Annotated in this window: 21 protein-coding genes and 4 tRNA genes; 18 read left to right on the top strand and 7 right to left on the bottom strand. The window is 52.4% G+C overall.

Annotated elements, in window-relative coordinates; all coding sequences use genetic code 11:
- The first annotated feature begins 121 nt into the window (after positions 1-121).
- From proV to Q8W24_RS02995, 4 genes are all read left to right on the top strand, one after another.
- Complete coding sequence (gene proV / locus Q8W24_RS03010) at positions 122-1363, top strand: glycine betaine/L-proline ABC transporter ATP-binding protein ProV (protein ID WP_305474352.1); 1242 nt, start codon at positions 122-124, stop codon at positions 1361-1363.
- Positions 1360-2514 carry a glycine betaine/L-proline ABC transporter permease ProW gene (proW, locus tag Q8W24_RS03005; protein ID WP_305474351.1) on the top strand — a complete coding sequence of 385 codons (1155 nt, stop codon included), beginning with the start codon at positions 1360-1362 and terminating at the stop codon, positions 2512-2514. The genes proV and proW overlap by 4 nt, the downstream gene beginning before the upstream one ends.
- A gap of 26 nt (positions 2515-2540) precedes the next feature.
- Positions 2541-3539, top strand: a complete 999-nt coding sequence (gene proX / locus Q8W24_RS03000; protein ID WP_303431543.1) for a glycine betaine/L-proline ABC transporter substrate-binding protein ProX — start codon at positions 2541-2543, stop codon at positions 3537-3539.
- Positions 3540-3925: 386 nt separating this feature from the next.
- Entirely contained in the window at positions 3926-4540 is a 615-nt protein-coding gene (locus Q8W24_RS02995; protein WP_303431544.1) for a peroxiredoxin, read from the top strand.
- 176 nt (positions 4541-4716) lie between these two features.
- Here Q8W24_RS02995 and Q8W24_RS02990 read toward each other — a convergent pair.
- Together Q8W24_RS02990 and Q8W24_RS02985 are read right to left on the bottom strand one after the other, a co-directional pair.
- Positions 4717-4807 (bottom strand) — tRNA-Ser (locus tag Q8W24_RS02990).
- A gap of 84 nt (positions 4808-4891) precedes the next feature.
- Entirely contained in the window at positions 4892-5839 is a 948-nt protein-coding gene (locus tag Q8W24_RS02985) for a histone deacetylase family protein (protein ID WP_305413334.1), read from the bottom strand.
- Positions 5840-5915: 76 nt separating this feature from the next.
- Between Q8W24_RS02985 and Q8W24_RS02980 the strand changes: the two genes are divergently transcribed.
- The 8 genes from Q8W24_RS02980 to Q8W24_RS02945 all read left to right on the top strand — a co-directional run bounded on the left by Q8W24_RS02980 (position 5916) and on the right by Q8W24_RS02945 (position 13170).
- A complete protein-coding gene (locus Q8W24_RS02980) occupies positions 5916-8630 on the top strand; it encodes a bifunctional acetate--CoA ligase family protein/GNAT family N-acetyltransferase (RefSeq protein WP_303431547.1) in 2715 nt (904 codons plus the stop codon).
- Positions 8631-8710: 80 nt separating this feature from the next.
- Positions 8711-9358: a UvrY/SirA/GacA family response regulator transcription factor gene (uvrY, locus tag Q8W24_RS02975; RefSeq protein ID WP_303431548.1), complete on the top strand. Its 648-nt coding sequence runs from the start codon at positions 8711-8713 to the stop codon at positions 9356-9358.
- Positions 9358-11190: an excinuclease ABC subunit UvrC gene (gene uvrC / locus Q8W24_RS02970; RefSeq protein WP_305474350.1), complete on the top strand. Its 1833-nt coding sequence runs from the start codon at positions 9358-9360 to the stop codon at positions 11188-11190. The genes uvrY and uvrC overlap by 1 nt, the downstream gene beginning before the upstream one ends.
- Positions 11191-11259: 69 nt before the next feature.
- On the top strand, positions 11260-11805 hold the full coding sequence (pgsA, locus tag Q8W24_RS02965) for a CDP-diacylglycerol--glycerol-3-phosphate 3-phosphatidyltransferase (RefSeq protein ID WP_303431550.1): 546 nt from the start codon (positions 11260-11262) through the stop codon (positions 11803-11805).
- A gap of 119 nt (positions 11806-11924) precedes the next feature.
- Positions 11925-12000, top strand: a tRNA-Gly gene (locus Q8W24_RS02960).
- A gap of 112 nt (positions 12001-12112) precedes the next feature.
- Positions 12113-12186 (top strand) — tRNA-Cys (locus Q8W24_RS02955).
- 45 nt (positions 12187-12231) lie between these two features.
- A tRNA-Leu gene (locus Q8W24_RS02950) sits at positions 12232-12318 on the top strand.
- 333 nt (positions 12319-12651) lie between these two features.
- Positions 12652-13170 (top strand): DUF1285 domain-containing protein, encoded by a 519-nt coding sequence (locus tag Q8W24_RS02945; protein ID WP_303431551.1) that lies wholly within the window; start codon positions 12652-12654, stop codon positions 13168-13170.
- On the opposite strand, the gene Q8W24_RS02940 is transcribed toward Q8W24_RS02945, so the two are convergent.
- Together Q8W24_RS02940 and Q8W24_RS02935 are read right to left on the bottom strand one after the other, a co-directional pair.
- On the bottom strand, positions 13146-14786 hold the full coding sequence (locus tag Q8W24_RS02940) for an ABC transporter substrate-binding protein (RefSeq protein WP_305474349.1): 1641 nt from the start codon (positions 14784-14786) through the stop codon (positions 13146-13148). The two genes, Q8W24_RS02945 and Q8W24_RS02940, sit on opposite strands and share 25 nt — an antisense overlap.
- A 21-nt stretch (positions 14787-14807) precedes the next feature.
- A complete protein-coding gene (locus Q8W24_RS02935; RefSeq protein WP_305474347.1) occupies positions 14808-16376 on the bottom strand; it encodes a LysM peptidoglycan-binding domain-containing protein in 1569 nt (522 codons plus the stop codon).
- A 130-nt stretch (positions 16377-16506) separates the two neighbouring features.
- On the opposite strand from Q8W24_RS02935, the gene Q8W24_RS02930 reads away from it, so the two are divergent.
- The 3 genes from Q8W24_RS02930 to dnaQ are packed head-to-tail and all read left to right on the top strand — an operon-like array spanning position 16507 to position 18433.
- Positions 16507-17280, top strand: coding sequence for a class I SAM-dependent methyltransferase (locus Q8W24_RS02930; RefSeq protein WP_303431554.1), 774 nt, complete (start codon positions 16507-16509; stop codon positions 17278-17280).
- A 14-nt stretch (positions 17281-17294) separates the two neighbouring features.
- Positions 17295-17729 (top strand): ribonuclease HI, encoded by a 435-nt coding sequence (rnhA, locus tag Q8W24_RS02925; RefSeq protein ID WP_303431556.1) that lies wholly within the window; start codon positions 17295-17297, stop codon positions 17727-17729.
- Positions 17726-18433, top strand: a complete 708-nt coding sequence (gene dnaQ / locus Q8W24_RS02920) for a DNA polymerase III subunit epsilon (RefSeq protein ID WP_305413329.1) — start codon at positions 17726-17728, stop codon at positions 18431-18433. Before rnhA ends, dnaQ begins: the two co-directional genes overlap by 4 nt.
- Positions 18434-18544: 111 nt before the next feature.
- On the opposite strand, the gene nhaB is transcribed toward dnaQ, so the two are convergent.
- Positions 18545-20053, bottom strand: coding sequence for a sodium/proton antiporter NhaB (nhaB, locus tag Q8W24_RS02915; protein WP_303431558.1), 1509 nt, complete (start codon positions 20051-20053; stop codon positions 18545-18547).
- Between the two features lie 261 nt (positions 20054-20314).
- On the opposite strand from nhaB, the gene Q8W24_RS02910 reads away from it, so the two are divergent.
- Positions 20315-21958, top strand: a complete 1644-nt coding sequence (locus tag Q8W24_RS02910; RefSeq protein WP_303431559.1) for a hypothetical protein — start codon at positions 20315-20317, stop codon at positions 21956-21958.
- Between the two features lie 2 nt (positions 21959-21960).
- Positions 21961-22605: a hypothetical protein gene (locus Q8W24_RS02905; protein ID WP_305474345.1), complete on the top strand. Its 645-nt coding sequence runs from the start codon at positions 21961-21963 to the stop codon at positions 22603-22605.
- A 73-nt stretch (positions 22606-22678) separates the two neighbouring features.
- Here the strand turns inward: Q8W24_RS02905 and Q8W24_RS02900 are convergent, their stop codons facing one another.
- The gene (locus tag Q8W24_RS02900; RefSeq protein WP_303431561.1) at positions 22679-22993 is read right to left on the bottom strand and encodes an SCP2 sterol-binding domain-containing protein; all 315 of its coding nucleotides are present in this window, start codon (positions 22991-22993) and stop codon (positions 22679-22681) included.
- 232 nt (positions 22994-23225) lie between these two features.
- On the opposite strand from Q8W24_RS02900, the gene sohB reads away from it, so the two are divergent.
- Positions 23226-24287, top strand: coding sequence for a protease SohB (gene sohB, locus Q8W24_RS02895; protein WP_303431562.1), 1062 nt, complete (start codon positions 23226-23228; stop codon positions 24285-24287).
- A 146-nt stretch (positions 24288-24433) separates the two neighbouring features.
- On the opposite strand, the gene Q8W24_RS02890 is transcribed toward sohB, so the two are convergent.
- Positions 24434-25594: a cation:proton antiporter gene (locus tag Q8W24_RS02890; RefSeq protein ID WP_303431563.1), complete on the bottom strand. Its 1161-nt coding sequence runs from the start codon at positions 25592-25594 to the stop codon at positions 24434-24436.
- Between the last annotated feature and the right edge of the window lie 193 nt (positions 25595-25787).

Genomic DNA, 25787 nt, shown 5'->3' with positions numbered 1-25787 from the left:
GGTGCCTGGAATACTTTTCTTGTTCTATATCATGGCAACAATATCGACAATGGCAGACGGTTTTGAATATGCAGGGAAAAGTCTGTATTGTAAAAGTACTTACAGCTATAAATAAATAATCATGGCGATACCTGATACGGCATCCATCAAACTCGAAGTAAAAAACCTTTATAAAGTCTTTGGCGATCGTCCTCAACAAGCGTTGGCGCTGGTTGATGAGGGCATCGATAAGGATGAAATATTCACTCGCACGGGACAAACGATTGGCGTTAAGGACGTCAGTCTGAGCATCCGTGAAGGCGAAATATTCGTCATTATGGGATTGTCCGGTTCTGGCAAATCGACACTGGTGCGCTTGCTCAATCGGCTGATTGAACCGACTCGCGGACAGGTACTGGTCGACGGTGAAGATATTGCCGCAATCAACCAGAAACAGTTACGGGATGTCCGGCGTAAAAAAATCAGTATGGTTTTTCAGTCTTTTGCCTTGATGCCCCATATCAATGTGCTGGATAACGCAGCGTTCGGACTGGAGCTTTTGGGCGTTGATGTTGACGAACGCCGTCTGAAGGCGCAAGCCGCTCTGGAACAGGTCGGCTTGTCAGCACACGGCCGTTCTTATCCGGATGAATTGTCGGGTGGTATGCAGCAGCGTGTCGGCTTGGCCCGGGCGCTGGCCAATGACCCGGACATCATGCTGATGGACGAAGCATTTTCAGCGCTGGACCCTCTGATTCGTACCGAGATGCAGGACGAGCTGGTCAAGCTGCAGGCTGATCATAGCCGTACCATTGTCTTTATTTCCCATGACCTCGATGAAGCCATGCGTATTGGTGATCGTATTGCCATTATGCAAAACGGCGAAGTGGTGCAGGTGGGTACGCCCAACGATATCTTGCAGAATCCGGCCAATGAATATGTGAAGTCATTCTTCAAGGGTGTGGATATTTCCAATGTCTACGCTGCACATAACCTGGCAGAAGTCGTGCCGGAATCCACTATTGATAGCGCCGGTAGTGTCGCGGATGCCATGCAGCAGTTAACGGACAGTGGCATGGAATATGGTTATGTCGTGGATAGTGAACAACAGCTGGTTGGTGTGACATCCCTCAGCGAGCTGGATAAAGAAAAGCCCGGCACCATGCTGGAGCAATGTGTGTTCTCCACCGATGATGAGGCAACCCCGCTTGAAGCTGAAACTCCCGTGCGTGAGTTGATCTCAACGGTAGCCCAGTCTGACTACCCGGTTCCGGTAGTCAAGGATGGCGAATATATCGGCAATATTACCAAAACGTGCCTGCTGGAAACCCTCGACCGGGAAGCAGAAGACGATGAAGACGACGCAGGGAATAAACCATCATGAGTAACGATACCAACCCCTTCGCGACGGAGCCGGAAATATCTCAAAACGACGAATTGCAGGATAACCCGTTTGCCACTGCCGAGCCGGCAGCTGCTGAAACGGGGGGGGATAATCCCTTTGCAACCGAGAATATGGCAGAAACCAACCCCTGGGGTAATGCCGAGCAGTCTGAGGATAACTTTCAGGCCGAAGGCTGGTTGCAGGACGACAGGGTTCAGGAAACTGTTGAAGCAACCTTGTCCAACCCTTTCCCGGAAGCCTGGGTGCCATTACAAGACTGGGTAGAATACGGGCTGGACTGGATGGTGGTGAACTTTCGCCCCTTCTTTACGGCTGTCAAGGTGCCGGTTGACGCCACGCTGAATTCCATCGATGTATTGCTTAACAGTACGCCGCCTTTGCTGATGATCGCGCTGTTTGCCCTGCTGGCCTGGCAATTGGCCGGTGGCCGTTTGGCGATTGGTACGGCATTGGGCATGTTTGTGCTGGGTGCCATTGGTGCCTGGAGTGAAGCCATGACCACTTTGTCGCTGGTGCTTACTTCCGTCTTTTTCTGCATTTTGTTGGGGCTGCCGCTGGGTGTTCTGATGGCTCGCAACGACAGGCTGAATCGAATTTTGCGGCCGACGCTGGATGCCATGCAAACAACGCCGGCGTTTGTTTATCTGGTGCCGATCGTGATGCTGTTTGGTATCGGTAATGTCCCTGGTGTCGTGGTGACGATTGTCTTTGCGATGCCGCCGGTGATTCGGCTGACCAATCTGGGGATTCGCCAGGTTCCTGGCGACCTGATTGAAGCGTCTGAGTCCTTTGGGGCCAGCCCGAGTCAGATGTTGTTCAAGGTACAGTTGCCATTGGCAATGCCTACCATTATGGCTGGAGTAAACCAGACCCTGATGCTGAGCCTGTCGATGGTGGTTATTGCCTCCATGATTTCGGTTGGTGGGTTGGGATTGATGGTGCTGCGAGGCATTGGCCGACTGGATATCGGTCTGGCTGCTGTCGGCGGTATCGGCATTGTGATTCTCGCCATTATTCTTGATCGCCTGACCCAGGCCTTGGGGCAGGATGCCCGCGCCCGCGGTGTGCGTCACTGGTATCAGACCGGCCCCGTCGGGCTGTTGCTCCGATTGACCAGTAAGAACCCATAAGTTAACCACTGAATCAGGAGACTTTTATGAAAACCAGATCTTTGATGGCCGGTATTGCTGCCGGTGTTGTTACTTTGACACTGAGCAGTGTTGTTGGCGCTGCCGACCTGCCGGGTAAAGGCATTAGCGTGCAGTCATTCCATAGTCCTATCTCGGAAGAAAAATTCCAGACCGTGATTGTCAATAAAGCCCTGGCCAAATTGGGTTATGACATCAAACCGATCAAGGAAGTGGATTACAGTGCAGGCTATACCGCCATTGCCAACGGTGATTTGACCTACACCACAGTGAACTGGTACCCACTGCACAACACCATGTATAAAAATGCTGGTGGTGACGACAAATTCTACCGCCAGGGTACTTACATTAATGGTGCTGCCCAGGGTTATCTGATCGATAAAAAGACAGCAGACAAATATGGCATCAGTAAAATCACTGATTTGAAAGACCCCAAAATCGCCAAATTGTTTGATACCAATGGTGACGGCAAAGCCGATCTGGCTGGCTGTAACGCTGGTTGGGGATGCGAAGGTGTGATTGAGTACCAAATGGATGAGTTCAAGCTGCGCGATCGCATCAGCCATAATCAAGGGCAATACGCGGCGATCATTTCCGATACCATCGCCCGTTACAACGAAGGCAAGCCGGTCCTGTACTACACCTGGACCCCATATTGGGTGTCCGGCAAGCTGGTTCCGGGCAAGGACGTAGTCTGGCTGGAAGTACCGTACTCAGCCAACCCGAATGGCACTGATACCAAGCTGGCCAACGGCAAGGACTATGGTTTTGATATTAACGCCGAGCGTATCGTTGCCAATAAAGCCTGGGCAGAGAAAAACCCGGCTGCTGCAAAATTGTTCGCTATCATGACATTACCCATCAATGCCGTTAGTGCAGAAAACATGATGATTGCCAATGGCGATGATTCTGTCGCGGCGATTGAGCGTCATGCTGACTTGTGGATCGAGGCCAATCAAAAAACCTTTGATGGCTGGGTGAAAACAGCGCTGGAAGCTGCTAAGTAATACTGTCTGATCGATCCGGTTAATCATAAGCGGATGGCCTGGTGCCATCCGTTTTTGTTTCTCTCTCGCTGTTTTCTGCTGTTCTTCGTTTTCTCTTTCCTCTACCTGTTATTTGTCGATTGCTTTCTTGCCGCCGGTGAGGTTGCAATGTTTCTGGGCGATAGATTATGTGTATGGAGGTCATTTGTATTTGTTTATGTAAATATTCCAATATAGTTATATTATGGGTAACAGATAAACAAATACCACATCCCACATCCCATAACCCATGGAGTGTGGGGAGGCAGGAGAGCACTATGAGTTGTGATACACCGCTTAAACCGCGCAAGCCAACAAGGGCTGGTCAGGAAGCTGAAACAATATCTATCACCGAGGAGAAAAAGGCTATGAGTTCAACCATGGTTCGTCGTGAGATGCCAGAGTTTACAATGGATGCCTATAATGCCAAAACCGGGCATTACACAACGGTGTCGAGTGAGGATTTCAAAGGCAAATGGGTTGTGGTGTGTTTCTACCCTGCCGACTTTACCTTTGTTTGCCCGACTGAAATTGCGGCCATGAACGCCAAATATGATGAATTTCAGGCGCTGGGCGTGGAAATCTTGCCCGTGTCTGTGGACTCCAAGTTCTCACATAAGCGGTTTGCCGAAACCGAACCGGTACTGGCAGGCCTGCAGCTGACCATGGGGGCAGATACTACCCAGCAAGTGAGCCGGGACTTTGGTGTGCTGATCGAAGAAGAGGGTGTGGCATTACGTGGACGCTTTCTGTTTAACCCGGATGGCATCTGCGTAGCGCAGGAAGTCCAGGCAGACTCGGTTGGTCGTAATGTCAATGAATTCCTGCGTCAGGTACAAGCTTGGCAGCATGCATCAGCAACTGGTGAAGTGTGTCCGGCAGGCTGGAGACCAGGCAAGAAAACTCTGCCTGTCAATACCGATGCAGAGCAGATGACCGGTCGAGTGGGTGACTACATTACGATTGAAGAAATTCTGAGCTGATCAGATACACAGCCATCGAGAGATGGCTGGCTGGACTGATAAAGTAGTAACAAAAAAGGCAGCCAATTGGCTGCCTTTTTTTGCTGGTATTCCCAGACTTGTTCCCAAAAACGCTCCCAAAGAGCTTTTTCAGGCTAATAAAATCATCTGACTCATTGATTTTATTAGATAAATAATGGCGGAGGGATAGGGATTTGAACCCTAGGTAGGCTATTAACCTACGCCGGTTTTCAAGACCGGTGCTTTCAACCACTCAGCCATCCCTCCGAACTGGCGCGTATAATACCTTCTGTTTTTTATACGTCAACACTTTTGTATGAAATCAACGGCTTAGCCTGCTATTTTGCTTTTTTATGCTGATGTCTGCTGGATAGCCTGTTTCTCGAGCATGGCGGCAATAAACAGCGTGGCTGACCTTGCCAGGGCGTTGAGGTCATAACCGCCTTCCAGTATTGCGAGCCAGGGAATATTGCGACTTTGGCAATAGCGGGCAATCCATTGGCCGATCCAGGCAAAATCCTGCTCTTCAAGGTTGAGTTCAGCCATCGGGTCATCTTTATGGGCATCAAAACCGGCAGATACCAGAATCAATTCCGGTGCAAAGCGTTTAAGGGCCGGTGCCCAGTGCTCTTCTATCCCCTGGCGGAACTCTGTCCCGGTAGCTCCCTGGGACAAATGAACATTGACCAGGTTGGTATACTTGTTCTGTTCAAAATGGGTGTAGGGATAAAACGGGTGCTGGAAGCTGGAAAGCAGCAAAAACCGTTGGTCATTCTGCAAGATATCGATGGTGCCGTTGCCCTGGTGGGCATCAAAATCCAGAATGGCAATACGTTGCAGATGATGGACATCAGCCGCCCGGAGTGCGGCAACGGCCGTGTTGTTGAAAAAACAAAATCCCATCGACTTGCTGCGCTCGGCATGGTGGCCCGGTGGTCTGATGGCAGCAAAGGCGTTGTGGTGCACGTTCTTCAGAAGATCGTCCAGTGCCTGGGTGGTGGTGCCAACAGAGTACAAGGCGGCTTCCAGGCTGCCTGAGGACATGGTGGTGTCTTCGTCGACCATAATATGCCCCTGTTCTGGCTGGATCAGGTGCAGCTCATCGACGTAGGCCTTGCTGTGCGCCCGCAGAATATCGGGCAGGTGGGCAGCCTGACCTTCGTGGATGGTCAGGTGATCCCAGACCCCGGATTTTTTGAGAATTTGTTCAAGTGCCAGTATTCGACAGGCATGTTCGGGGTGGTCTTCACCTGTGTCATGGCCAAAGTGCTGGTGGAACGCGTAGTATCCTGTGCTCATAAGACATACTTCTGCTGTTTTTATCAGTGTATCTAGCCGTTACACTCAGGCCAACTCAACTAAAGGATCACAATACATGGGTACTCGCTCCCTCGAGTTGTTCTTTCGGCCCAAAGTGATTGCTGTTATCGGTGCTTCCGAGCGTCCGGGCAGTGTCGGGGGTGCGATTGTTCGCAACCTGTTGAATGGTGAATTTCCTGGCACAATTATTCCGATCAATACTCGTGGTTACAGTCAGGTATACGGAGTGCCTGCCTTGAGCCGGATCAGTCAACTGAAAGAAACTCCCGATCTGGCTATTATTTGTACTCCAGCGGAAACCGTGCCCAAAGTGTTGAAACAGCTGCATGGCAAAGGAGTAGGCGCTGCGTTGCTGCTGACCGGGGGGATCGCCAGAACCCGCTCCTGGCAGTATCGCCCGGCATCCGACCGGCTTGAGCAGGTTATCCAGCAAACCCGTATTCGTGTGCTTGGGCCGGATTGCCTCGGGCTGGTGGTGCCGTGGCGGAAATTTAATGCCAGCTTGCTGCATGTACCAGTCCGGGCTGGCAATATCGCTTATGTTGGCCAGTCAGGGACATTGGCCTCTGGTGTGATGGACTGGGCCTTTAGTCGTAATGTTGGTTTCTCCCATGTGATGACGCTGGGTAGTAATCAGGATGTCAGTTTTTCTGATTTGATCGATTTTGTGGTGCAGGAACCACACGTCAAAACCATTCTGGTGCAGCTGGATGAAATTGGCTCAGGCAAGGCACTGGTGCGGTCGTTGCGAGCGGCATCCCGGCACAAGCTGGTGTTGGCGGTAAAAAGTAATCGTTTTCAGGAAAACCCGCTTAATCGAATCAGCACCCCCAAAGGGTTGAGCAGCCGCGATGCCCTGATTGACGAAACCCTCGCCCGTGCGGGTGTGTTACGAGTGAACGATACGGATGAAATGTTCCACTGTGTGGATGCACTGCGGCGGCAGCGTGAGTCGTTCGGGCCACGTTTGGCGGTAGTTGCTAATGGGCGAGGCCCGGCGATTCTGGCGCTGGATCGTCTGCTGCAGGATGGTGGCACACTGGCCAGCCTGTCGGATGAGACCCGCACCCATTTGCGCGGTTTGTTGCCTGAGTATGTCAAAACCGATAACCCCTTGTTGCTGAACCCGGAATTACAGCCACAGCAGCTGGCGGCAGTGACCAATACCTTGCTGGCCGACCGCCAGGTGGATGCCTTGCTGGTTATTTATATTCCGGGTATTGGCACCGATGCGCTGGCGAATGCACAGGCGTTGGTGAAAGTAGCCAAAAACTATAACAAGAGCGTGATTACCAGCTGGATCGGTGAGTTTTCGGTGGAATCATCACGGGATTATTTTGATGAGCAAGGGTTGCCGACCTTCAATACTCCGGATAATGCCATTACGTCGTACATGTATATGGTACGCCACCGGCTAACCCAGGAGCTGTTGCGAGAAACCCCGGAAAGTCTGGAAATTCCTATCTCCAATGCCTACATGGATGTCGACAAGGAAATTCTCGATAACCATCGCCCTGGTGATTATTTGTGGCCCAATTATGCCTGGAAGTTGCTCAAGGCTTATGGCTTTGCCTTTGCAGATAATCGCTACCGGACCTCGTTGTCAGAGTTGCTGGCAGCAGCTCCGGAAATACCGGACCCCTGGGTTTTACGGGTTCATCACCGTGATTATCTGTATCCGTTTGCCTATGGCCGTAACCCGCGTGAGCGGATGCGCAGTGTGGTACGGAATATTCAGTCGCTGGACGAACTGATGGAAGGGGCTGAAAAACTGGAAGGTGAAATTGCTGAACGTTTTCCAAAAAGTCCGGTGTTGGGGTATACGGTACAAACCATGCATCGTGCACTGGATAACCTGCAGTTTTCGTTCGGGATTGGTCGGGATGTCGAAATTGGCCCTTACCTGTTTTTTGGTGGTGGCGGTACTACTGCAGATACGCTGGTTGACCGGCAGGTCGCGCTGCCACCGTTGAATGCCAACCTGGCGGAAAAACTGATCAAGCGCAGCCACTTCTATGATGTGCTGCAGGAACGTTCCGATAACATTGAGCGGGAGTTGGTTACGCTTGAGCGCTGGCTGGTGGCCTTGTCACATATTGCGCTTAATCACCCCTGGCTGGCGGCGCTGGAAGTGAATGCCATTCGTCAACGTGTCGGGCATTACATCGCAATTGGTATTGCTGGCGAAGTGGGGCACCCGGTAAAAAGTGCCATTATGCCGTACCCGAAGGAGCTGGAGTCGTCGTATCAGGGAAATAGCGGCGTGCAGTATCAGATACGCCCTATTCGGGCCGAGGACGAACCACTACTGGAGAGCTTCTATGGTGATTTGAGCGCCGAGTCGTTACGACTAAGGTTTTTTGGCGCTCGTCGACAATTTGACCATAGTGAGCTTGCGCGATTCACCCAGATTGATTATGACAGAGAGATGGCCTTTGTTGCCTGTGTGGATGGCCAGCTGAAAGGTGTTGTACGTGTCTGGATCGATCCGGATGATGTCGCTGGAGAATACTCGGTTATTGTTGGAGATCAATGCCGTGGCGAAGGCTTGGGTAAGCAGTTGATGCAGATTATGATAGATTATCTGACCAATCGTGGCGTCTTGCAGATGTTTGGGACTGTACTTCCTCATAATCCTGGTATGTTGAACCTGAATCGGCGCCTTGGTTTTACGCTGCACCATAATCACGAGGAAGGTGTTGTTGAAGTGACAAAAAATCTGAACCCGCTCAAGTACGCCTGGCAGCGCAAGCGTATGTATCCAGCCTGAACACTGATAGAGTCAGGCAATAATAATGTTTCACCTGCGATGATGATTGCTGGTGAGTTAATAAAAAGTGAGGTTAATCTTTGATTTCTGTGTTGGTAGTCGATGATCATGAGCTGGTGCGCTCAGGGATCTCAGCATTGCTGGCTGACGCAAACGGAATTGAGGTCGTAGGGCAGGCTGAAAGTGGCGAACAAGCCATCAAATTTGCCAGAGAGCACGAGCCGGACGTTATTCTGATGGATATTCAGATGCCCGGAATAGGAGGGATGGAGGCCACCCGCAAAATTGCCCGCAGCGATAGTGATATCCGGGTGATTGCCGTGTCGGCCTGTGATGACAACCCCTTTGCCCAGCGCCTGCTGCAAGCAGGCGCTTCTGGTTATATTACCAAGGGGGCTGATGCAGAAGAAATGATCGATGCGATCATGAAAGTGCACCGGGGGCAGATGTATATCAGCACAGAAATTGCCCAGCGAATGGCATTAAAACCCTTCCAGGAAAACTCCCACAATCCTTTTGATGATTTATCTGAGCGAGAGATGCAAATCGCATTGATGATTGTTAATTGCCAGAAACCAGCAGCCATCGGCGAGAAATTATTCCTCAGCCCCAAAACGGTGAACAGCTACCGTTATCGGGTGTTCGAAAAGCTGGGGATCGATGGCGATGTGGAGTTGACACGTTTGGCTATTCGTCATGGACTGATCGATGCCAACAGCGGTAGCTGATGACCGAATTTGATATCCCTGCCTTTCTGAAGACACTGACCCAGCGGGCCGGTGTCTATCGGATGTACAGTGTCGACCAGCAACTGCTGTATGTCGGCAAAGCCAAAAACCTGAAAAACCGGGTTGCCAGCTATTTTCGCTCGCGAGGGCTGAACAGTAAGACCGTGGCTTTGGTCTCAGGTATTCATCATATCGAAGTGACTGTAACGGCCAGTGAAGCCGAAGCCTTGTTGTTGGAACAAACGCTGATCAAACAGCATCGGCCACCGTACAACATCCTGCTGAAAGATGATAAGTCCTACCCCTATCTGCACCTGTCCGCCCATGCTTTCCCGCTGTTGGCTTACCGCCGTGGCAAGCGGGTGAGTCGAGACGGACGCAGCGGTCAATATTTTGGCCCTTACCCCAATTCCGGGGCGGTACGAGAAGCGCTGAATTACTTGCAGCGACTGTTTTTGTTGCGGTCTTGCGAGGACAGTTACTTTAATCACCGCAGTCGCCCCTGTTTGCAATACGAAATCAAACGTTGTTCGGCTCCTTGTGTTGGCCTGGTCTCTGAAGCCAGCTATCAGCGTGATATCCAACACGCCGTCTTGTTCTTGAATGGCGAAAACCAGCAGCTGATGCGCAACTTGCAGCAACAAATGCTTGATGCATCGGCTGAACTGGATTTTGAACGGGCCGCGGATATCCGGGATCGTATCGAGTTGCTGCGGCGAGTGCAGGAAAAACAACGGGTTGACAGTGGCAATAAAGATGCCGATGTCTGGGCGTTGTGGGAGACAGAAGATATTGTCTGTCTGCACCGCCTGGTCTTTCGGCAGGGGCGACTGGTCAGCAGTAAAAACTACTACCCAGACAACCCTGCAGGAGAGCAACCGCAGGATCTGCTACTGGGGTATATAGGGCAGTTTTATCTGTCTGGTTTTGCTGTGGAAGGTCTGCCCACCGAGCTGGTCGTGGATGTGGACCCTGCCGATATGGCGGTGGTGCAAGAAGCCGTACGATTACGCTTTGAACGTACCGTTCGACACAGCCGGGGCGTACGTGGTGAGCTGCGGCAGTGGCGCGCCATGGCAGACGATAATGCCCGTGCCGGTGCACAAACCCGTATATCCGGGCATCAGCTTGCCCATAAAAAACTGGCCTGTGTGGCTGACTTACTGGGATTGCCCAAGCCGCCGGAGCGCATAGAATGTTTTGATATCAGTCATGCCCAAGGTGAAGCTACCTATGCATCGTGCGTGGTATTTGATCGGGAAGGATTGGCCAAGCAGCGGTATCGGCGCTTCAGTATCCGGGGTGTGACACCAGGAGATGATTATGCCGCGCTGGAACAGGCTATTACACGCCACCTGACACGATTAAAAGAACAAAGTGACCTGCCGGATGTATTGATGGTTGATGGTGGCAAGGGCCAGGTGGCACGTATTGAACAGGTGTTGAGTAATCTGGAAATCTCAACAGTAGCCCTCTGGGGGATATCCAAAGGAGAAACACGCAAGTCCGGTTGGGAATTTTTATGGGAAGCCGGCGCGCTTCAACCTATAATCCCCGACGCTCATGATGATGGTTTCCGGTTATTGCAGTGGGTGCGGGATGAGTCGCACCGGTTTGCTATCACCGGACACCGTAAAGCACGGGCCAAGTCCCGTAGCCAGTCGGAGCTGGACAATCTACAAGGGGTTGGCCCCAAGCGCCGACGTGCCTTGTTATTGCACTTTGGCAGTTTGAAAAATATGCGTGGTGCTCCTCGCGAAGAAATTGCGCGGGTACCCGGTGTCAGCCAGAAGCTCGCAGATCAGATCTTTGTGCAGTTACACGGCGAGTAGTGGCCTGAAGGATAAGCAGGTCGGTGGAGACGCAAGGCTGCGTACCAAGTTGAAACAGGTGTAGTGTTTATGAATGTGCCCAACATGTTGACTGTTGGCAGGATTGCGATGATTCCTCTGATGGTAGTCAGTTATTACTGGCTGGGCTGGGGAGGAAAAAGTTGGGCGGCAGGGCTGTTTGCGCTAGCGGCGATAACGGACTGGTTTGATGGATATCTTGCCCGCAAATTGAATCAGGCCACCCCGCTGGGGGCATTTCTGGATCCGGTCGCAGACAAATTGATTGTTGCAGCGGCGCTGATGGTGCTGGTAGAAGATTACGCTGTCTCCTGGATGACGATACCGGCCATGATTATTGTCGGGCGAGAAATTGTGATTTCAGCATTACGAGAATGGATGGCCGAACTGGGTAAACGCGCTAATGTGGCCGTCTCCGGTTTGGGCAAGATCAAAACAGCATTACAGATGGTCTCAATTATCATGTTGCTGGCTTCCCGGGAACACCCAATGCTGGAATGGATGGGGATTGTCTTGCTTTATGGTGCCGCGGTTTTGACCTTGTGGTCGATGCTGATCTATTTGAAAGCCGCCTGGCCTCAGTTACGAGGGTCGTAACAAGTATCGGTATGCCACCAGCGGGGGGCTTGTAACCTCTTGCCTGTTGGCTAAGTAGTTAAAATCTAACAAAAAGATTGACAGTATTTTAGCTTTGCATATAATGCGTCCCATCTTTTGCGGGAATAGCTCAGTTGGTAGAGCACGACCTTGCCAAGGTCGGGGTCGCGAGTTCGAATCTCGTTTCCCGCTCCATTTTTCCTTATGAAATATGGCCAAAAGAAAGATTGTCAGAATCAGCTGGCCTGAATATAAGGGAGTTGGTGTCTGGTTTTTTCAGTTTCTTTATTCTTGAAGATAACTGTCAGGCGCGATAGCAAAGCGGTTATGCACTGGATTGCAAATCCACGTAGGCCGGTTCGACTCCGGCTCGCGCCTCCAAGATTTACAGATACAGGACATCGCTTGTCCATCTGTCACCTGTTAGCCCGGGTGGTGAAATCGGTAGACACAGGAGACTTAAAATCTCCCGACCTTACGGTCGTGCCGGTTCGATTCCGGCCTCGGGCACCACTATATACAGGCCTTCCAGCGGTAGCGCTTACTAACAAAATTCCATTTCAAAATATTTCAAAAAATCCAGCCACAAGGCTTTAAAATATACCGTATGTGCAAACATGCCGTTCGTATCCTTGTTGCTTTATTTCTGCTTGATCCACCGCTTTTAGCCAACGTCGTTTGTTGAGACTTTTGCTTTCTCTGGCTATGGTTATTTCCATAAACAAGTCGTGGTCAGCATTCTATCCAACGATCTCCAGTTATCGCTGTTTTTTATGGCGGCCCTGTTGCTGTATAGGCCAATGGGTCTCGCGATATATAAAAGACGTATCAAGACAGGTGAAGAGTATGTCCTTGCAAGATTTGTCGGCACTGGCCGGTATGGTGTCGAGCGACCGTCGGCCGCCGGTGGAATTATGGCATCCGGCGCATTGTGGTGAGATTGATATCCGGATCGATCCGCAGGGTGACTGGTACCACGAAGGTGGATTGATCAAGCGTCCTGAGCTGGTGCGATTGTTTGCCAGCATTCTGCGTAAGGATGGTGATGATTATGTGCTGGTGACACCCGCCGAAAAGATGACGATCCAGGTGGATGATTTGCCTTTCCAGGTGATTTTGCTGGAGCGCGAAGCGGGAGTAATCAACGCCGTAACCAATGTCGGTGATACCTTGGTGCTGGGGCTGGAGCATCCGGTGCAGTTGTCGGAGCGTGACGGACAAAGGCTGCCCTGTGTTGAGGTCCGCTCTGGCTTGATGGCGCGTTTCTGTAGAAATACCTATTACCAGCTGGTTGACTGGGCTGAGGAGCGGGATGATGGTTATTGGGTAACCAGTGGCGATTATTCATTTAATCTGGCTGGCTGAAATGGCCTGATCGCGCTGACGGTATCATCCCCAAGGCCGATATCCGGATCGGTTTGATAAGTATCGTTGATAAAGGTCTGATTGGTACTGAATTTTGCTGTGCGTGCCAGGGCATTGGTTTTCAGGCGCTGGTCGATCCAGAACATACCGCCAGTGGTGGCGGCAAACGGATTGAATAAATCGTTGCTGTAACGCATGCCCAGCCATGACGGCAGCTTTACCCATTGCCAGGCCAGGTATTGGCTGGCCTGTGGTTGTGTTTGATCCTGTTTGACTTCTATATGGTGCGCGGCTGGGTAATGCTGGGTCAGCCAGGCGAGGTAGTCGCTGGCATCAGCACTTTCCAGTCCGTCCAGAGTAATCCAGGCGAGTTCAAAATTTCCTGTCTTTAGCCGTTCCAGTAAGGCGTCGTGATCCAGGGCTTGACGCTGAATCTGGTACCCCTGGTTTTTGAAGGCTTCCTGCTGTTGTTGCAATAACGGACTGTTGTTGGTCACGCCTGCGTGAATCAAGGTCAGGCCGGGTTTGCGGCTGGCTGGTTGCAGTTGTTGATGGTTGATCAGGAGGGCGGTGAGGGATGGATTGCCCTGGAAATAATGGCGATAACGCGCAACCGGACGTTGGCCCAGTAGCTGAGTGATCAGCGGACTGTTCCAGTTTTGCTGGTTGTGAAGCGGGAGAATATCTTGATCGCCACGCTGTAGTTGCAGGTAGCTGTCTTGCAGGTTTTTGCTGAAGCGGATACGGATCTGCTGGGCATTAAAGCGATGGCCAAATGCAGGCAGATTATCTCCCCACCAGGGGCGGATGCGGCTGACCAGCAGTCGCTCTGAGGGAATGACTTCGGTGAGGTGGTAAGGGCCGGAGGTTGGCTCTGGTCGCCAGTCATACTGCCGTGGCCATTGCAGGTTGGGCTGGTAGAAATGTTGGGCCATGGCCTTCAGGGCGGATATCTGTAGCAGGGATTGCGAGGTGACCGGTGTTGTGGTGATCAGACTGAAACGCTGGGTGTCATGGACCTCAATGCCCCGGATAAAATGGCTCAGGGACTGGGCTTGCCAGGGGGTCTGGTTGGCCGGATCGGAGAGAAATTGCAAAGTGAACGCAATGTCCTGGCTGGTGATCGGGATGCCATCCGACCAGCGAGCGGCATCGTGCAGCTGGTAGGTGATGCGATGATCGGCCACTGCCCAGCGAGCCGCCAGCATGGGGACCGGAGAACCGTTGTCGGGGTGGCGCGCCAACAGCGGCAGTTGCAGATCGGCCAATAACGGGCTGAGCTGGTTGGGCGTCTGCGGTCCAAAGCGGCGTAATGTGGTTGGCTTGGCGGCAATCGACAGGCGAAAAACACCACCTGGCTCTGCTGCCGGGTCACCCCAGGCGGTGATATCCGGTGCTTGCCAGGTCAGTTGTTCGGGCGCGGCAGTGTAGGTAACGGGAATGATGGCGTTGGCCTGAAGGCTCAGCAGTGCCATCACGGCTGGAATAAGCAAGCAGCGCCAGTATTGCCAGCCCAGAGCCGACAGTGCCCGGCGGTGCGTCAGTCCGTTGCGCCAGTAGCCTTCGGGATGGCGCTGGACTGGTTGTCTGAGGGCGTTGTGCAGATGGTCTGACATGGCATCTCCCTCGATGGTGACCTAGTGCACCACGTTAACATGGAGTAGCAGTTTTTGCCCCGGATACAAATACTTGTTGCGGGTGTCATTGGGGTTCCACTTGCGAATGTCGGCAATCGTGACCCGGAAGCGACTGGCGATGCTGGCCAGGGAGTCACCACTGCGAACCCGATAGGTAACCTTGCGAATCTCTTCCCGGGCGGAGCGGGAAGGGGCCTTGCTGTCTTGTGGCACCCAAACGGTGAGTTGTTGGCCGACCCGGAGTGGGTCGCCCGGTGCCATACCGTTCCAGTGGGCGATATCGCGAGAGGTAACATTGTATTGGCGGCCAATTTTCCAGAAAGAATCACCGGCACGCACGGTGTAGGCAATTTTGCGGGTATTGCCGGGTTGGCGCTGGTTGCGAGTACGGTCGAGTCGCTGCGAGAGACTTTGCGAATAGGCCTCCTGATTTTTCAGGGCGCCAGGAATGAGCAACGTCTGACCAACCCGTATGGTGCTACCGGTCAGGTTGTTGGCTTGTTTGATAACCTCGATCGTGGTGCGGTACGTGCGGCCGATCGATTGCAGGTTGTCACCGGACTTGACGGTGTAGCGATGCCATTGCAGGCGTTTGGCGGGCGGTAAATCGACCAGGGCCTGTTGCAGTTGATGACGCTTGTCGACCGGTACCAGTATCTGGTGGGGGCCGTCTGGGTGAGTGGCCCAGCGGTTGAAACCCGGGTTCAGGCGATAGATTTGCTCCAGGTCGGTGTCCGACATATCGGCGATCTGGGCAAGGTCGATCTGACCTCCGGTTTCTACCACGGCAAAGAATGGAGTGTTGTCAATGGGGGTGAACGGGATGTTGTATTTTTCCGGGTACTTGAGCAGTTGCGCCAATGCCAGCAGCTTGGGGACGTAGGCCTTGGTTTCCTTGGGCAGATCCAGTGACCAGAAATCGGTGGGTTTGCCGGCTTCCTTGTTGCGGCGGATTGCCCGGCTTACCGTGCCACCACCAGAGTTATAGGCCGCCAGTGCCAGATGCCAGTCGCCATCAAAACGATTGGCCAGGTTGCTGAGGTAGTCCAGGGCGGCATTGGTGGCTGCGCGGATGTCGCGGCGACCGTCGTACCACCAGTCTTGTTTTAAACCAAAATAGGTGCCGGTTGACGGAATAAACTGCCACACCCCGGAAGCTCGCCCATGGCTGTAGGCGAAAGGGTCAAATGCACTTTCGACGATTGGCAGCAAGGCTACTTCACCGGGCATATTGCGGACTTCGATTTGTTCGGCGATGTAATAAATATACGGCTCGGCACGCTGGGACACCCGGTTGATATAGGTCGGGTGCTTGATAAACCAGTCACGTTGCAGCTTCAGGCGTGGATTGTCTATGTCCAGCTGCAGGCTGAAATTGTCCAGCAGCCTATCCCAAACATTGTCGACGCCGTCATCGACCGCTTGCGGCTGCCAATGGTCATCAACAGGGACCGCGGTGGCGGTGGCCTGGTAGCGGGTATCTTCCGGAATAACAGGCTGGCTGACACAAGCACTGAGAAAAAAGGAAGCCAGCAGAACGGGTAGAGCAGGTAGAGAGAGAGGGCGCATGTGAATACAATGTCGATAGAGTCGCGGCACAGTCTAGAGATTGCCGTATACGCTGGCAACCGGATCGCAGTGGTTACAGCCAAAGACATGGTTTATGTCTTGCAGACAGGTTTATTCCAGCGGGAGTGTTATGGGTATCCGGATCAAGTCCGAAGTGTATCAGCAGTGGATAGAGTCAGGCTCCGCCAGGCGCTTGTTGTCCCTTGAGGCTGGTTGGTTAAGAGAGGCTCTGGCCGATTTTCATGGCCATCATTTATTGTACGCCGGGATCGATAATACCCCCCGGTTTTTGAAGCGAACACGATTACGCCATTGTTTTCGTATGGCACCGGGCTGGGCCAGGGATTCGGGCTGCGATGCGCGGATGCAAGACGATGCCTGGCCATTGGCGGATGAATCGGTTGATGTGGTGGTTTTGCAGCATGGTCTGGATTTGTCGGCCCGGCCACATCAGATGATGCGCGAGGCAGCCAGAGTGCTGGTGCCAAGCGGTTATGTGGTGGTGGTGGGGTTTTCGCCAATGAGTGTGTTTGGTCTGCTGCGACGAGGGTTTACCCTGTCGTCCCGTTTGCCCTGGGTCGTGAACTGCGTCAGTGCACCGCGGTTGAGTGACTGGCTAACGTTGCTGGACTTCCGGGTGGAGTCGGTTACGCCGGTGGCGCATCTGTGGCCATTGCGGTTGCTGTCTGAAGGGGCCAGTCGTCGTTTCGACCGGGTGCTGGCCGGTCATTCCTGGGTGCCTGCCAACGCCTATATCATGGTGGCGCGCAAGACCGTCGCCGGTGTTACGCCGATTCAACCACGGCGCTGGTTGATGAATCCTGGGTTTGGCATGGCTGTACCGGCGGCCAGGGTGGCAGGTGATACACTGCCGACAGTTAATAATCAGCTACCAACAGATTAATTTGGAATACATATATGAAAGTTGAAATCTTCACGGACGGCGCTTGCAAGGGTAATCCGGGAGCCGGCGGTTGGGGAGCGTTGCTGCGTTTTGGTGACAAAGAAAAAGAACTGTGTGGTGGCGAGCGAAATACCACCAACAATCGTATGGAGTTAATGGCCGCGATTCGGGGTCTTGAAGCGTTAACCCGGCCATGTGATGTGGTGCTGACCACGGATTCACAATATGTGAAACAAGGCATCAATCAATGGATGGCGGGCTGGAAAAAAAATGGCTGGAAGACGGCCGCCCGGCAGCCGGTTAAAAACAAGGATTTGTGGCAAGCACTGGATCAGGCCTGCCAGCAGCATCAGGTCGAATGGCAGTGGGTCAAGGGCCATGCCGGCCATGAAGGGAATGAAAAAGCCGATCAGTTAGCCAATCGTGGTGTTGAGCAGGTGATGTTATGAGACAAGTAGTACTGGATACAGAAACCACCGGTATCGGTGAAGGACACCGGATTCTGGAAATTGGTTGCGTGGAGGTGATCGAACGGAAATTGACCGGTCGTCATTATCATCGCTACATCAACCCACAACGGGAAATCGACCCGGAAGCGCAAGCCGTCCATGGCATCAGTATGGAATGGCTGGTTGAACAGGGTTGCCCGGTATTTGCTGATATCGTGGATGAATTCCGGGAGTTTATTGCCGGTGCGGAACTGGTGATTCACAACTCGGCGTTTGATATTGGCATGATGGATTACGAATTCCGCTTGTTGGGCGTGTCACCGACACTGGATTTCTGTACCACACTGGACACTCTCAAGCTGGCCCGGGAGATGTTTCCAGGAGCCCGGGCGTCACTGGATGCACTGTGCAAGCGATTTGATATCGATAACAGCCACCGGGACCTGCACGGGGCTTTGCTGGATGCGGAGATTCTGGCCGACGTTTATCTGATGATGACCGGTGGTCAGACAGATCTGATGTTATCGGTAGAGGATGACAATCGGTCTGGTGAAGGGGATGGACTGGATCTGGAAATGTTACAGGCTCTGGCAGCCAAAGCGGAGTTGCCTGTTATCCTGGCGACAGCCGATGAAGTGTCCGCGCACGAACGCATGCTGGATATGATCGATAAAAAAAGCGAGGGAGCACTCTGGCGGCAGTGATGGTTGCTCAAGGCCTGGCTGCCCGTCCAGGCGATAAAAACGACCAATCCAATAACCAACTGAAGCTATTGCAAGTCGTAATTGTCGCTGGGCAGGTAGACGGCCTGTCAGCTAGAGCCAGTAGGTGACCGCAATAAAACCGATGCCGGTCATCACGATGGTATAAGGAAGCGCCATCAAGACCATCTTGCCGTAAGACAACCGGATCAGCGGTGCCAGATTGGATGTCAGCAAGAACAGAAATGCAGCCTGGCCGTTAGGCGTTGCCACGCTGGGCAGGTTGGTTCCGGTATTGATCGCTGTTGCCAGCAGGTTGAAGTGATCACGGTCGATATGACCGGCATCCAGTGCCTCCTTGACCTCGGTGATATAGACAGTGGCAACAAAGACATTATCGCTGATCATCGACAGCACACCGTTGGCGAGAAAGAAAATGCCAGGCTGGGCGGATGGCGACACATTGTTGGTGTCGAGAATCCAGCTAATGATCGGGGTAAACAAATGCTGGCTGTGAATGACAGCCACGATACTGAAAAATACCACCAGCAACGCGGTAAATGGCAGTGCTTCTTCAAATGCCTTGCCGATTTGATGTTCTTCGATAATACCGTTAAAGGTGGTCAGCAGAATAATGACCATCAAGCCAATAAGACCTACTTCAGCCAGGTGAAACGCCAGGCCAAACACCAGTAATATGGCAACAATGCCTTGTATCACCAGTCGTGCGGCTTGTTTTGATGTCATGCGAGAGGATTGTTTGTTGTCGTAATCCTGAAGGATACGGCGTACATCATCAGGCAGCTGGGTGCCGTAACCGAATATGGCGGTTTTTTCGAGCAGGAAGCAGGTTAACAGTCCTGCGGCCAGTACCGGCATGGTCACTGGGGCCATGGTGGTGAAAAAATCAAAAAACTCCCAGCCAGCGACCTTGGCAATCAACAGGTTTTGCGGCTCACCAACCAGGGTGCAAACACCCCCCAGGGCGGTGCCGACGGCGCCATGCATCAATAAACTACGCAGAAATGCGCGGAAGGTATCAAGGTCCTGGCGATGCTGGTCTTTTAATTGTGCGTCCGAACCGTGATCGTGGTTCTGAGACAAATTGCCGCTGGCGACCCGGTGATACACACTATAAAAGCCGACAGCCACACTGATCAGTACCGCGGTAACAGTCAGGGCATCCAGAAATGCCGACAGAATGGCCGCTACAATACAAAACAGTAAAGACAGGGTTGTTTTTGATTTTACACCCAGCAGAATCTTGGTGAAGGCATACAGCAGCAGGTCCTTCATGAAGTAGATCCCTGCGACCATAAACATCAGTAACAGAATGACGGGGAAGTTATGGAGCGCTTCTTCGTAAACCGTGTCAGCCGGTGCCATATTGAGCAAGATAGCTTCTATGGCCAGTAATCCACCGGGTTGAAGGGGGTAACACTTCAATGCCATGGCCAGTGTGAAGATAAACTCCACAATCAGGATCCAGCCAGTTATATAGGTACCCAGCGTATAAACGCTGATGATATTGAATACCAGAAAGGCAACAATGGTTTGCTTGTACCACTGGGGTGCGTTGCCCAAGAAGTTATGCCTGAATGCAGCGAGTAAGTTGACGGTCATGCGTTATTCCTTGGTTGCCTCCCTTTTGGGAGACGGGCAATGTAATGGGTTTTCAATTATTTGCAACTTGTGTCCAATACTTGGTTGGTTATCCGTGTACTATCTGCGGTAGATCGTGCTAATGCAGATAAAAAGCCTTGTATATGGTTTTATTTGGCAAGTGCATCGCCATTTGACTTCCGCGTCGCAAAACTTTCGCGATTGGTAGATGAAGTCGATAGAATGGCAATAACAAATGTTCACAAAATACGACAAACACTCATGGCAGAACTAATGATCGGAAGTGAAGAGTCAACGTTTGCAGTATCGTTGAACCTGGTAAAAGCCGAGGTGGCCAACGCACTGGATCAAGCCGCTGCACAGTTGGATATGTATTCAGAAACGGGCAGCCCGGAGCAGTTTCGCGCCTTTTTGGCCGAGGTTCAGCAAGTACGGGGCACATTCAAGATGCTCGATTTCCGTGCTGGCGAGCGTATTTGTGAGGAGTTTGCAGAAACTGGCCGGTCTGCTCGGGGTGAGCGGCTGGCGGATCAGACATTAACGGTGTTTACCCAGGCCATTGTATTCCTGAAACGGTTTGTCGATTTGCTGGGTGCCGGTTATCCATTGTCCCCCAGCTTGCTGATCCCCTCTATTAACCAGATCCGTAAAGAACGTAACGATGCGCCCCTGCCGGAAGCCTATTTCTTTCTGGTGAACCTGCGGCCTCGTGTGACGATCCCCAAGGTTGAGTCCGGCATGATGCGCTTCCCGTATCGGCGAGCGCGCCAGATGTACCAGCTGGGCTTGCTGGGCCTGATGCGTCGGCAAGGCCGGAAGGGGCCTGTGATGGTGATGTCCCGTGCCATCAGCCGTTTTGAAAAGGCGAGCCGGGGTGGTGCTTCCTGGTTGTTCTGGCATACGGTGATGGGTGCCCTGGACGCGCTGGCGCAGGAAAACTTCGAAATGACGCCGTCGCGGCTGACTCTGATGGGGCAGCTGGACAAGCAAGTGCGACATGTTCAGGACACCGAAGGCAAGGCATTTGCGGAGAAGCAGCCAGACTGGTTGCTGAAGGAATTTGTTCATATCATATCGCTGGCACAGCCGGATTCCGACCTGATTCGTACTCTACAGGAAGAGTTCCAGATTGGCCGTGGTGTAAAAGAAGCCCAGCTGGTGGAATTCCGTAACCAGTTACGAGGCCCGGATACCGCCGCCATGGAATCACTGGCGACCGCGTTGCAGGAAGAGCTGCAAATGATCAAGGACCAGGTCGACCTGATTGAGCGTATCGACATCAGTGCTGAAGACTTCGAGGACTTGCTGGCGTCGTTGGCGCGTATCGGTGACACCCTGATGATTACCAATCAGGCGTTACCGGCAAGTCGTACCCTGGCGCTGGTTGAGCAGTTGCGGGCAGGTGGAACCCATGCCCTGAAAGATAATGTCGCCAGTGTGGCGGACAGTATCATACGTTTGGAGCAGGACTTGCGCGCGATATCGCACAGTGGCCTGGACACCAAAACCCTGGTCGATCCAATCAGCCTGAGAGAAGCCCGTATTGCTGTGGTCTCAGAATCCATGACAGCCCTGGCGATGATCAAACGGGCAATTGGCAGTTATTTGGAATCAGACGGCGACCACCTGCATATCAAAAATGTCGGTAAAAGCTTGCTCGACGTGGCCGGTGCGCTGTTGTTTCTCGATAAACGCCCGGCTCATGATGTGCTGCTGGCGCTGAATAACTTTATTACGTATCAGGTGTTGGCTGCCCGTGAACCGATAGAAGAACATAAAATGGAAGCATTTGCTGACGCTATTACGGCTATTGAGTATTTTCTCGATACCCTTAATGGCCAGACTGCCGGTGCTGATGAAGCGATTCGACTGGCACAAGAGAGTCTTGTGCATCTGCAGAGCTGACCATGATGCTGCATGATGCGCTGCTGGGATTGCTCGGCTCGATTATTGTCCTGATTCTGGTTGTGGTTGCCGTGATGTGGCTTGGGCAATCCTGGTTTATCCAATGGCTAAAGGGCACGGCCGGGATGCTGATGCTGTTTGGCGGGTTTCTGCTGGTGTATATCGCCCTGGACTTGTGGAGCTACAAACAAGCGCAGCCGGATGTACCGGAGTTGACGGTCAGTGTCTATGAAACCGGCGACCAGGTATTTGATATCAGCCTGGTGGATGAAACCGATATTGAAAAACGCTATATCCTGAATGGTGACCAGTGGCAGCTGGATGTTCGGCTGCTGACCTGGGACGGCCCGTTTCAGGCATTGAGTGCCGCACCGGTTTATCGCCTGGATCGGTTGTCGGGGCGTTTTTTATCGCTGGAACAGGAGCGTACAGCAGAACGTACACTGTTTGAGTTATCGAGTTCAGGCATGATTGATTCGTGGAATCTGGTCAAGGATATCGGCTTCTGGCTGCAGGCGGAGATGGGAAGTGCGGTATTTATGCCATTGGTTAATGGTGCGGTGTATGCCGTTTATATTACCCCCACCGGGGTGGTCGCTCGACCGGTTAATGATGTCGCCGAAAAAGCATTGGGTGGCGACTGGTGATTACGCCCGTTAGCCGGGCAGAAGATAAAGCATAAAAAAACGGGCACCTTGCCCGTTTTTTTATGCTTGTCGTTCAGGCTGGAAACAGTTCGCCAATCTTGGTGGCCAACATCATATCGCCTTCTACTCGTAATTGGCCCGACATAAAGGCTTGCATGCCGTCTGTTTCACCGCTGGCAATACCGGCCAGTGTTTCAGTGTTCATAACCAGAGTGACGTCTGCATCATCATTTTCGCCTTCGCCAACGGTGCAGGTGCCATCTGCGATAGCGATATAGTAGTCATCACCATCTTCGATACTGAATTGGAACGTGGCGTTCAGGTCGTTGGCTGCATCTGAATCAAAGCGCTTGTTCAGTGTATTGATAATCTCTGCGACGGAAGTCATGGGCTTGTTCCTTTATTGTTAGTGTCATGCACTGACTTTAGATGATCTGGATTGGCGTATCTAAAACGAATGGCAGGAGGTATTTAACCATAGCCACACTCTATGTGGCACATGAACAGGTGTCAACCTGGATTCAAACGACTGTATGAATATGGTGGATTATTCCTGACTGGCAACTTGTTGCGCCACCGGGTTCAGGTAGACTAGCGGTTTTACATTTAAGGAAGTGTGAGTGGAATTTGTTGCTGAGTATGGATTGTTTTTACTGAAAACAGTCACCATCGCTGGCGCTATTATCTTGTTGCTTGGGGCTGTAGCCAGCATGGGGATGCGCCACAAACCACGTTCTGAAGGTGAGTTGGTGATCAAACGCCTGAATGATGATATCGATGAATATAAAGAAGTGATCGAAGAGGCGGTGTTGGGCAAGCATGAGCTGAAAGCCCTGCACAAACAGCGCGACAAGGAAGAAAAGGCCGAGGAGAAAGCAGAGCGCAAACGGCTCAAAAGCGGAGTGGAAGAAGAACCTGCCCAAAAAAGAGTGTACGTTATCGATTTTAATGGTGATGTACGGGCCAGTGAGGTGGACTTGTTACGTCATGAAATCACCGCCATCCTGACCTCTGCACGGGCCGAAGACGAAATTGTACTGCGGCTCGAAAGTCCGGGGGGCATGGTGCACACCTATGGTCTGGCAGCATCGCAGTTGGAGCGTATTCGTAATCAAGGGGTCAAGCTGACAATCTGCGTGGATGAAGTAGCCGCGAGTGGTGGTTATATGATGGCCTGCCTGGCTGATCGCATTATTGCCGCCCCTTTTGCGCTGGTGGGTTCTATTGGGGTCATGGCGCAACTGCCCAACTTCAACAAACTGCTGACAAAACACGATGTTGACTATGAGTTGTTTACGGCAGGAGAGTACAAGCGCACTGTCACCATGTTTGGGCAAAACACCGACAAGGCCCGGGATAAGTTCCAATCGGATCTTGAGGAGACGCATGTGCTGTTCAAGCAGCATATCCAGCGTTATCGCCCCAGGCTGGATGTCGCTGCCGTGGCGAATGGCGATGTCTGGTATGGGCAGCAAGCGGTTGAGCTGGACCTGATCGATGAGCTGGGCACCAGTGATGACTATATAACCAAGGCCTGTGCTGATGCTGACGTATTCAGTGTTCGTTATGAATACAAAAAGACCTTGCAGGAAAAAATCGGTTTTGCCGTTCAGGGTGGCATCAGTAAAGCAGTAACAACCGTGCTGAATCGGGTGCAGCAGCAGTCTGTCAGTAAAAGCTGAAAATGATCAGGCTGCCCTGATTGTTTTTGCGGTAGCCCGATATCACCGGCCGGGCCAGTTTTTCTGGCCCGGCCTGTTACTGTCCTCTCTCGGTTAGTGTCTCTCGGTCGGCTTTTGTTGCCTGGCCTCCTTTTTCAGCTTCTTGCCTAATCTCGTCTTAACTTGTCACTGACCGCAATTGGGTTGGGGTAGTTAAATACCACGATGTAACTGGATATCACGAAAGTGATAATGGCGGTTGCCTGTATCAGCAATGAACCACGCTCCGACAGCAGGGAGCTTTCAACGGCAACAAAAGCGACCAGTAACGAAAATTCACTGATTTGCCCCAACCGAAAGCCGACATCCCAGGCCAGACTGGTGCGCTCGCTAAAGCCCCGCAGCAATACCCGGAAGGTAATGGGTTTGAGTGCCAGGACGACGACCGCCAAGGTGATCGCACTGACCGCGACCGACGGTAGCATCGTCAGGTCAAGCCCCGCGCCCAGGGCAAAGAAAAACATAACCAGAAAAAAGTCTCGCAAGGGTTTGAGACTAATGGCGATAAACTGGGCAATGGGGCTGGTGGCCAGAGTAATACCCGCAATAAAGGCACCGATTTCATAGGTCAGGCCTGCCAGCTGTGCTGCTTCAGCCAGTGACAGACACCAGCCGATGGCAAGAATAAACAGGTACTCACGGTAGCGGTCAAAGCGGGTGATCAGAGGCAGCAAGACAAACCTGACTGCCAGGTAGGCAACACCAATCAGCAGGGGCAGGGCAATAAACGGCTGCCAGACGGGCATCTCGCTGTCGCCTTTCATTACACCCAGAAAAATCAGTGTAAAAATGGCCAGCATGTCTTGCAGCAGTAACAGACCGATCATCAGGTTGCCCATATGTTTATGGTGCAACACCGTGGTAGGCAAGAGTTTCAGGCCAATAATGGTACTGGAGAACATCAGTGCCAGGCCAATAATAATGCTGTCCATCTGGCTGAAACCAAAGAGCCAGGTAATGGAGAAACCGGCAAGGAAAAACACCAGCGAGCTGGCCAGGCCAATGGTCGATGCCTGTTTTATTACGGCGATCAGAGAACTGGGCTGCATATCGAGGCCGAGCAGGAATAGCAGGAAAATAATGCCGATGTGCGACATGTTTTCCAATTGCTCCGGGTGATCAATCCAGCCAACCCCAAAAGGGCCGATCAGAGTGCCGAGGGCAATATAGGCAATCAAGACAGGCTGGCGGGTATAAAGGGCAAAGGTAGCCAGTATCGAAGCACCCGCAAAAATCAAAAAAGTCGAAAAAACAATGTCTTGCTGCATGCCTTGCTCCTTTGTTGCCGGTTTCAGATTACGATAGCGCCGCCGAGCCTGCCAGTCTGTTATGGCGCAGATTGTTGCCTATAGCGATTTATTGCGTTGAGGTCCACAAGGGCAGAGCGGTATTTTCTGGCCGGGAGGTTCTGGCCGGGAGAAACGCAACAGGCTCCCGAAGGAGCCTGTTGCTGGTGCGTCG

The sequence above is a fragment of the Oceanobacter sp. 4_MG-2023 genome (assembly GCF_030689165.1).
GTDB lineage: Bacteria > Pseudomonadota > Gammaproteobacteria > Pseudomonadales > Oceanobacteraceae > Oceanobacter.
The sequence above is the reverse complement of the archived record's forward strand: the minus strand, read 5'-3'. Positions and strand labels throughout refer to the sequence as shown.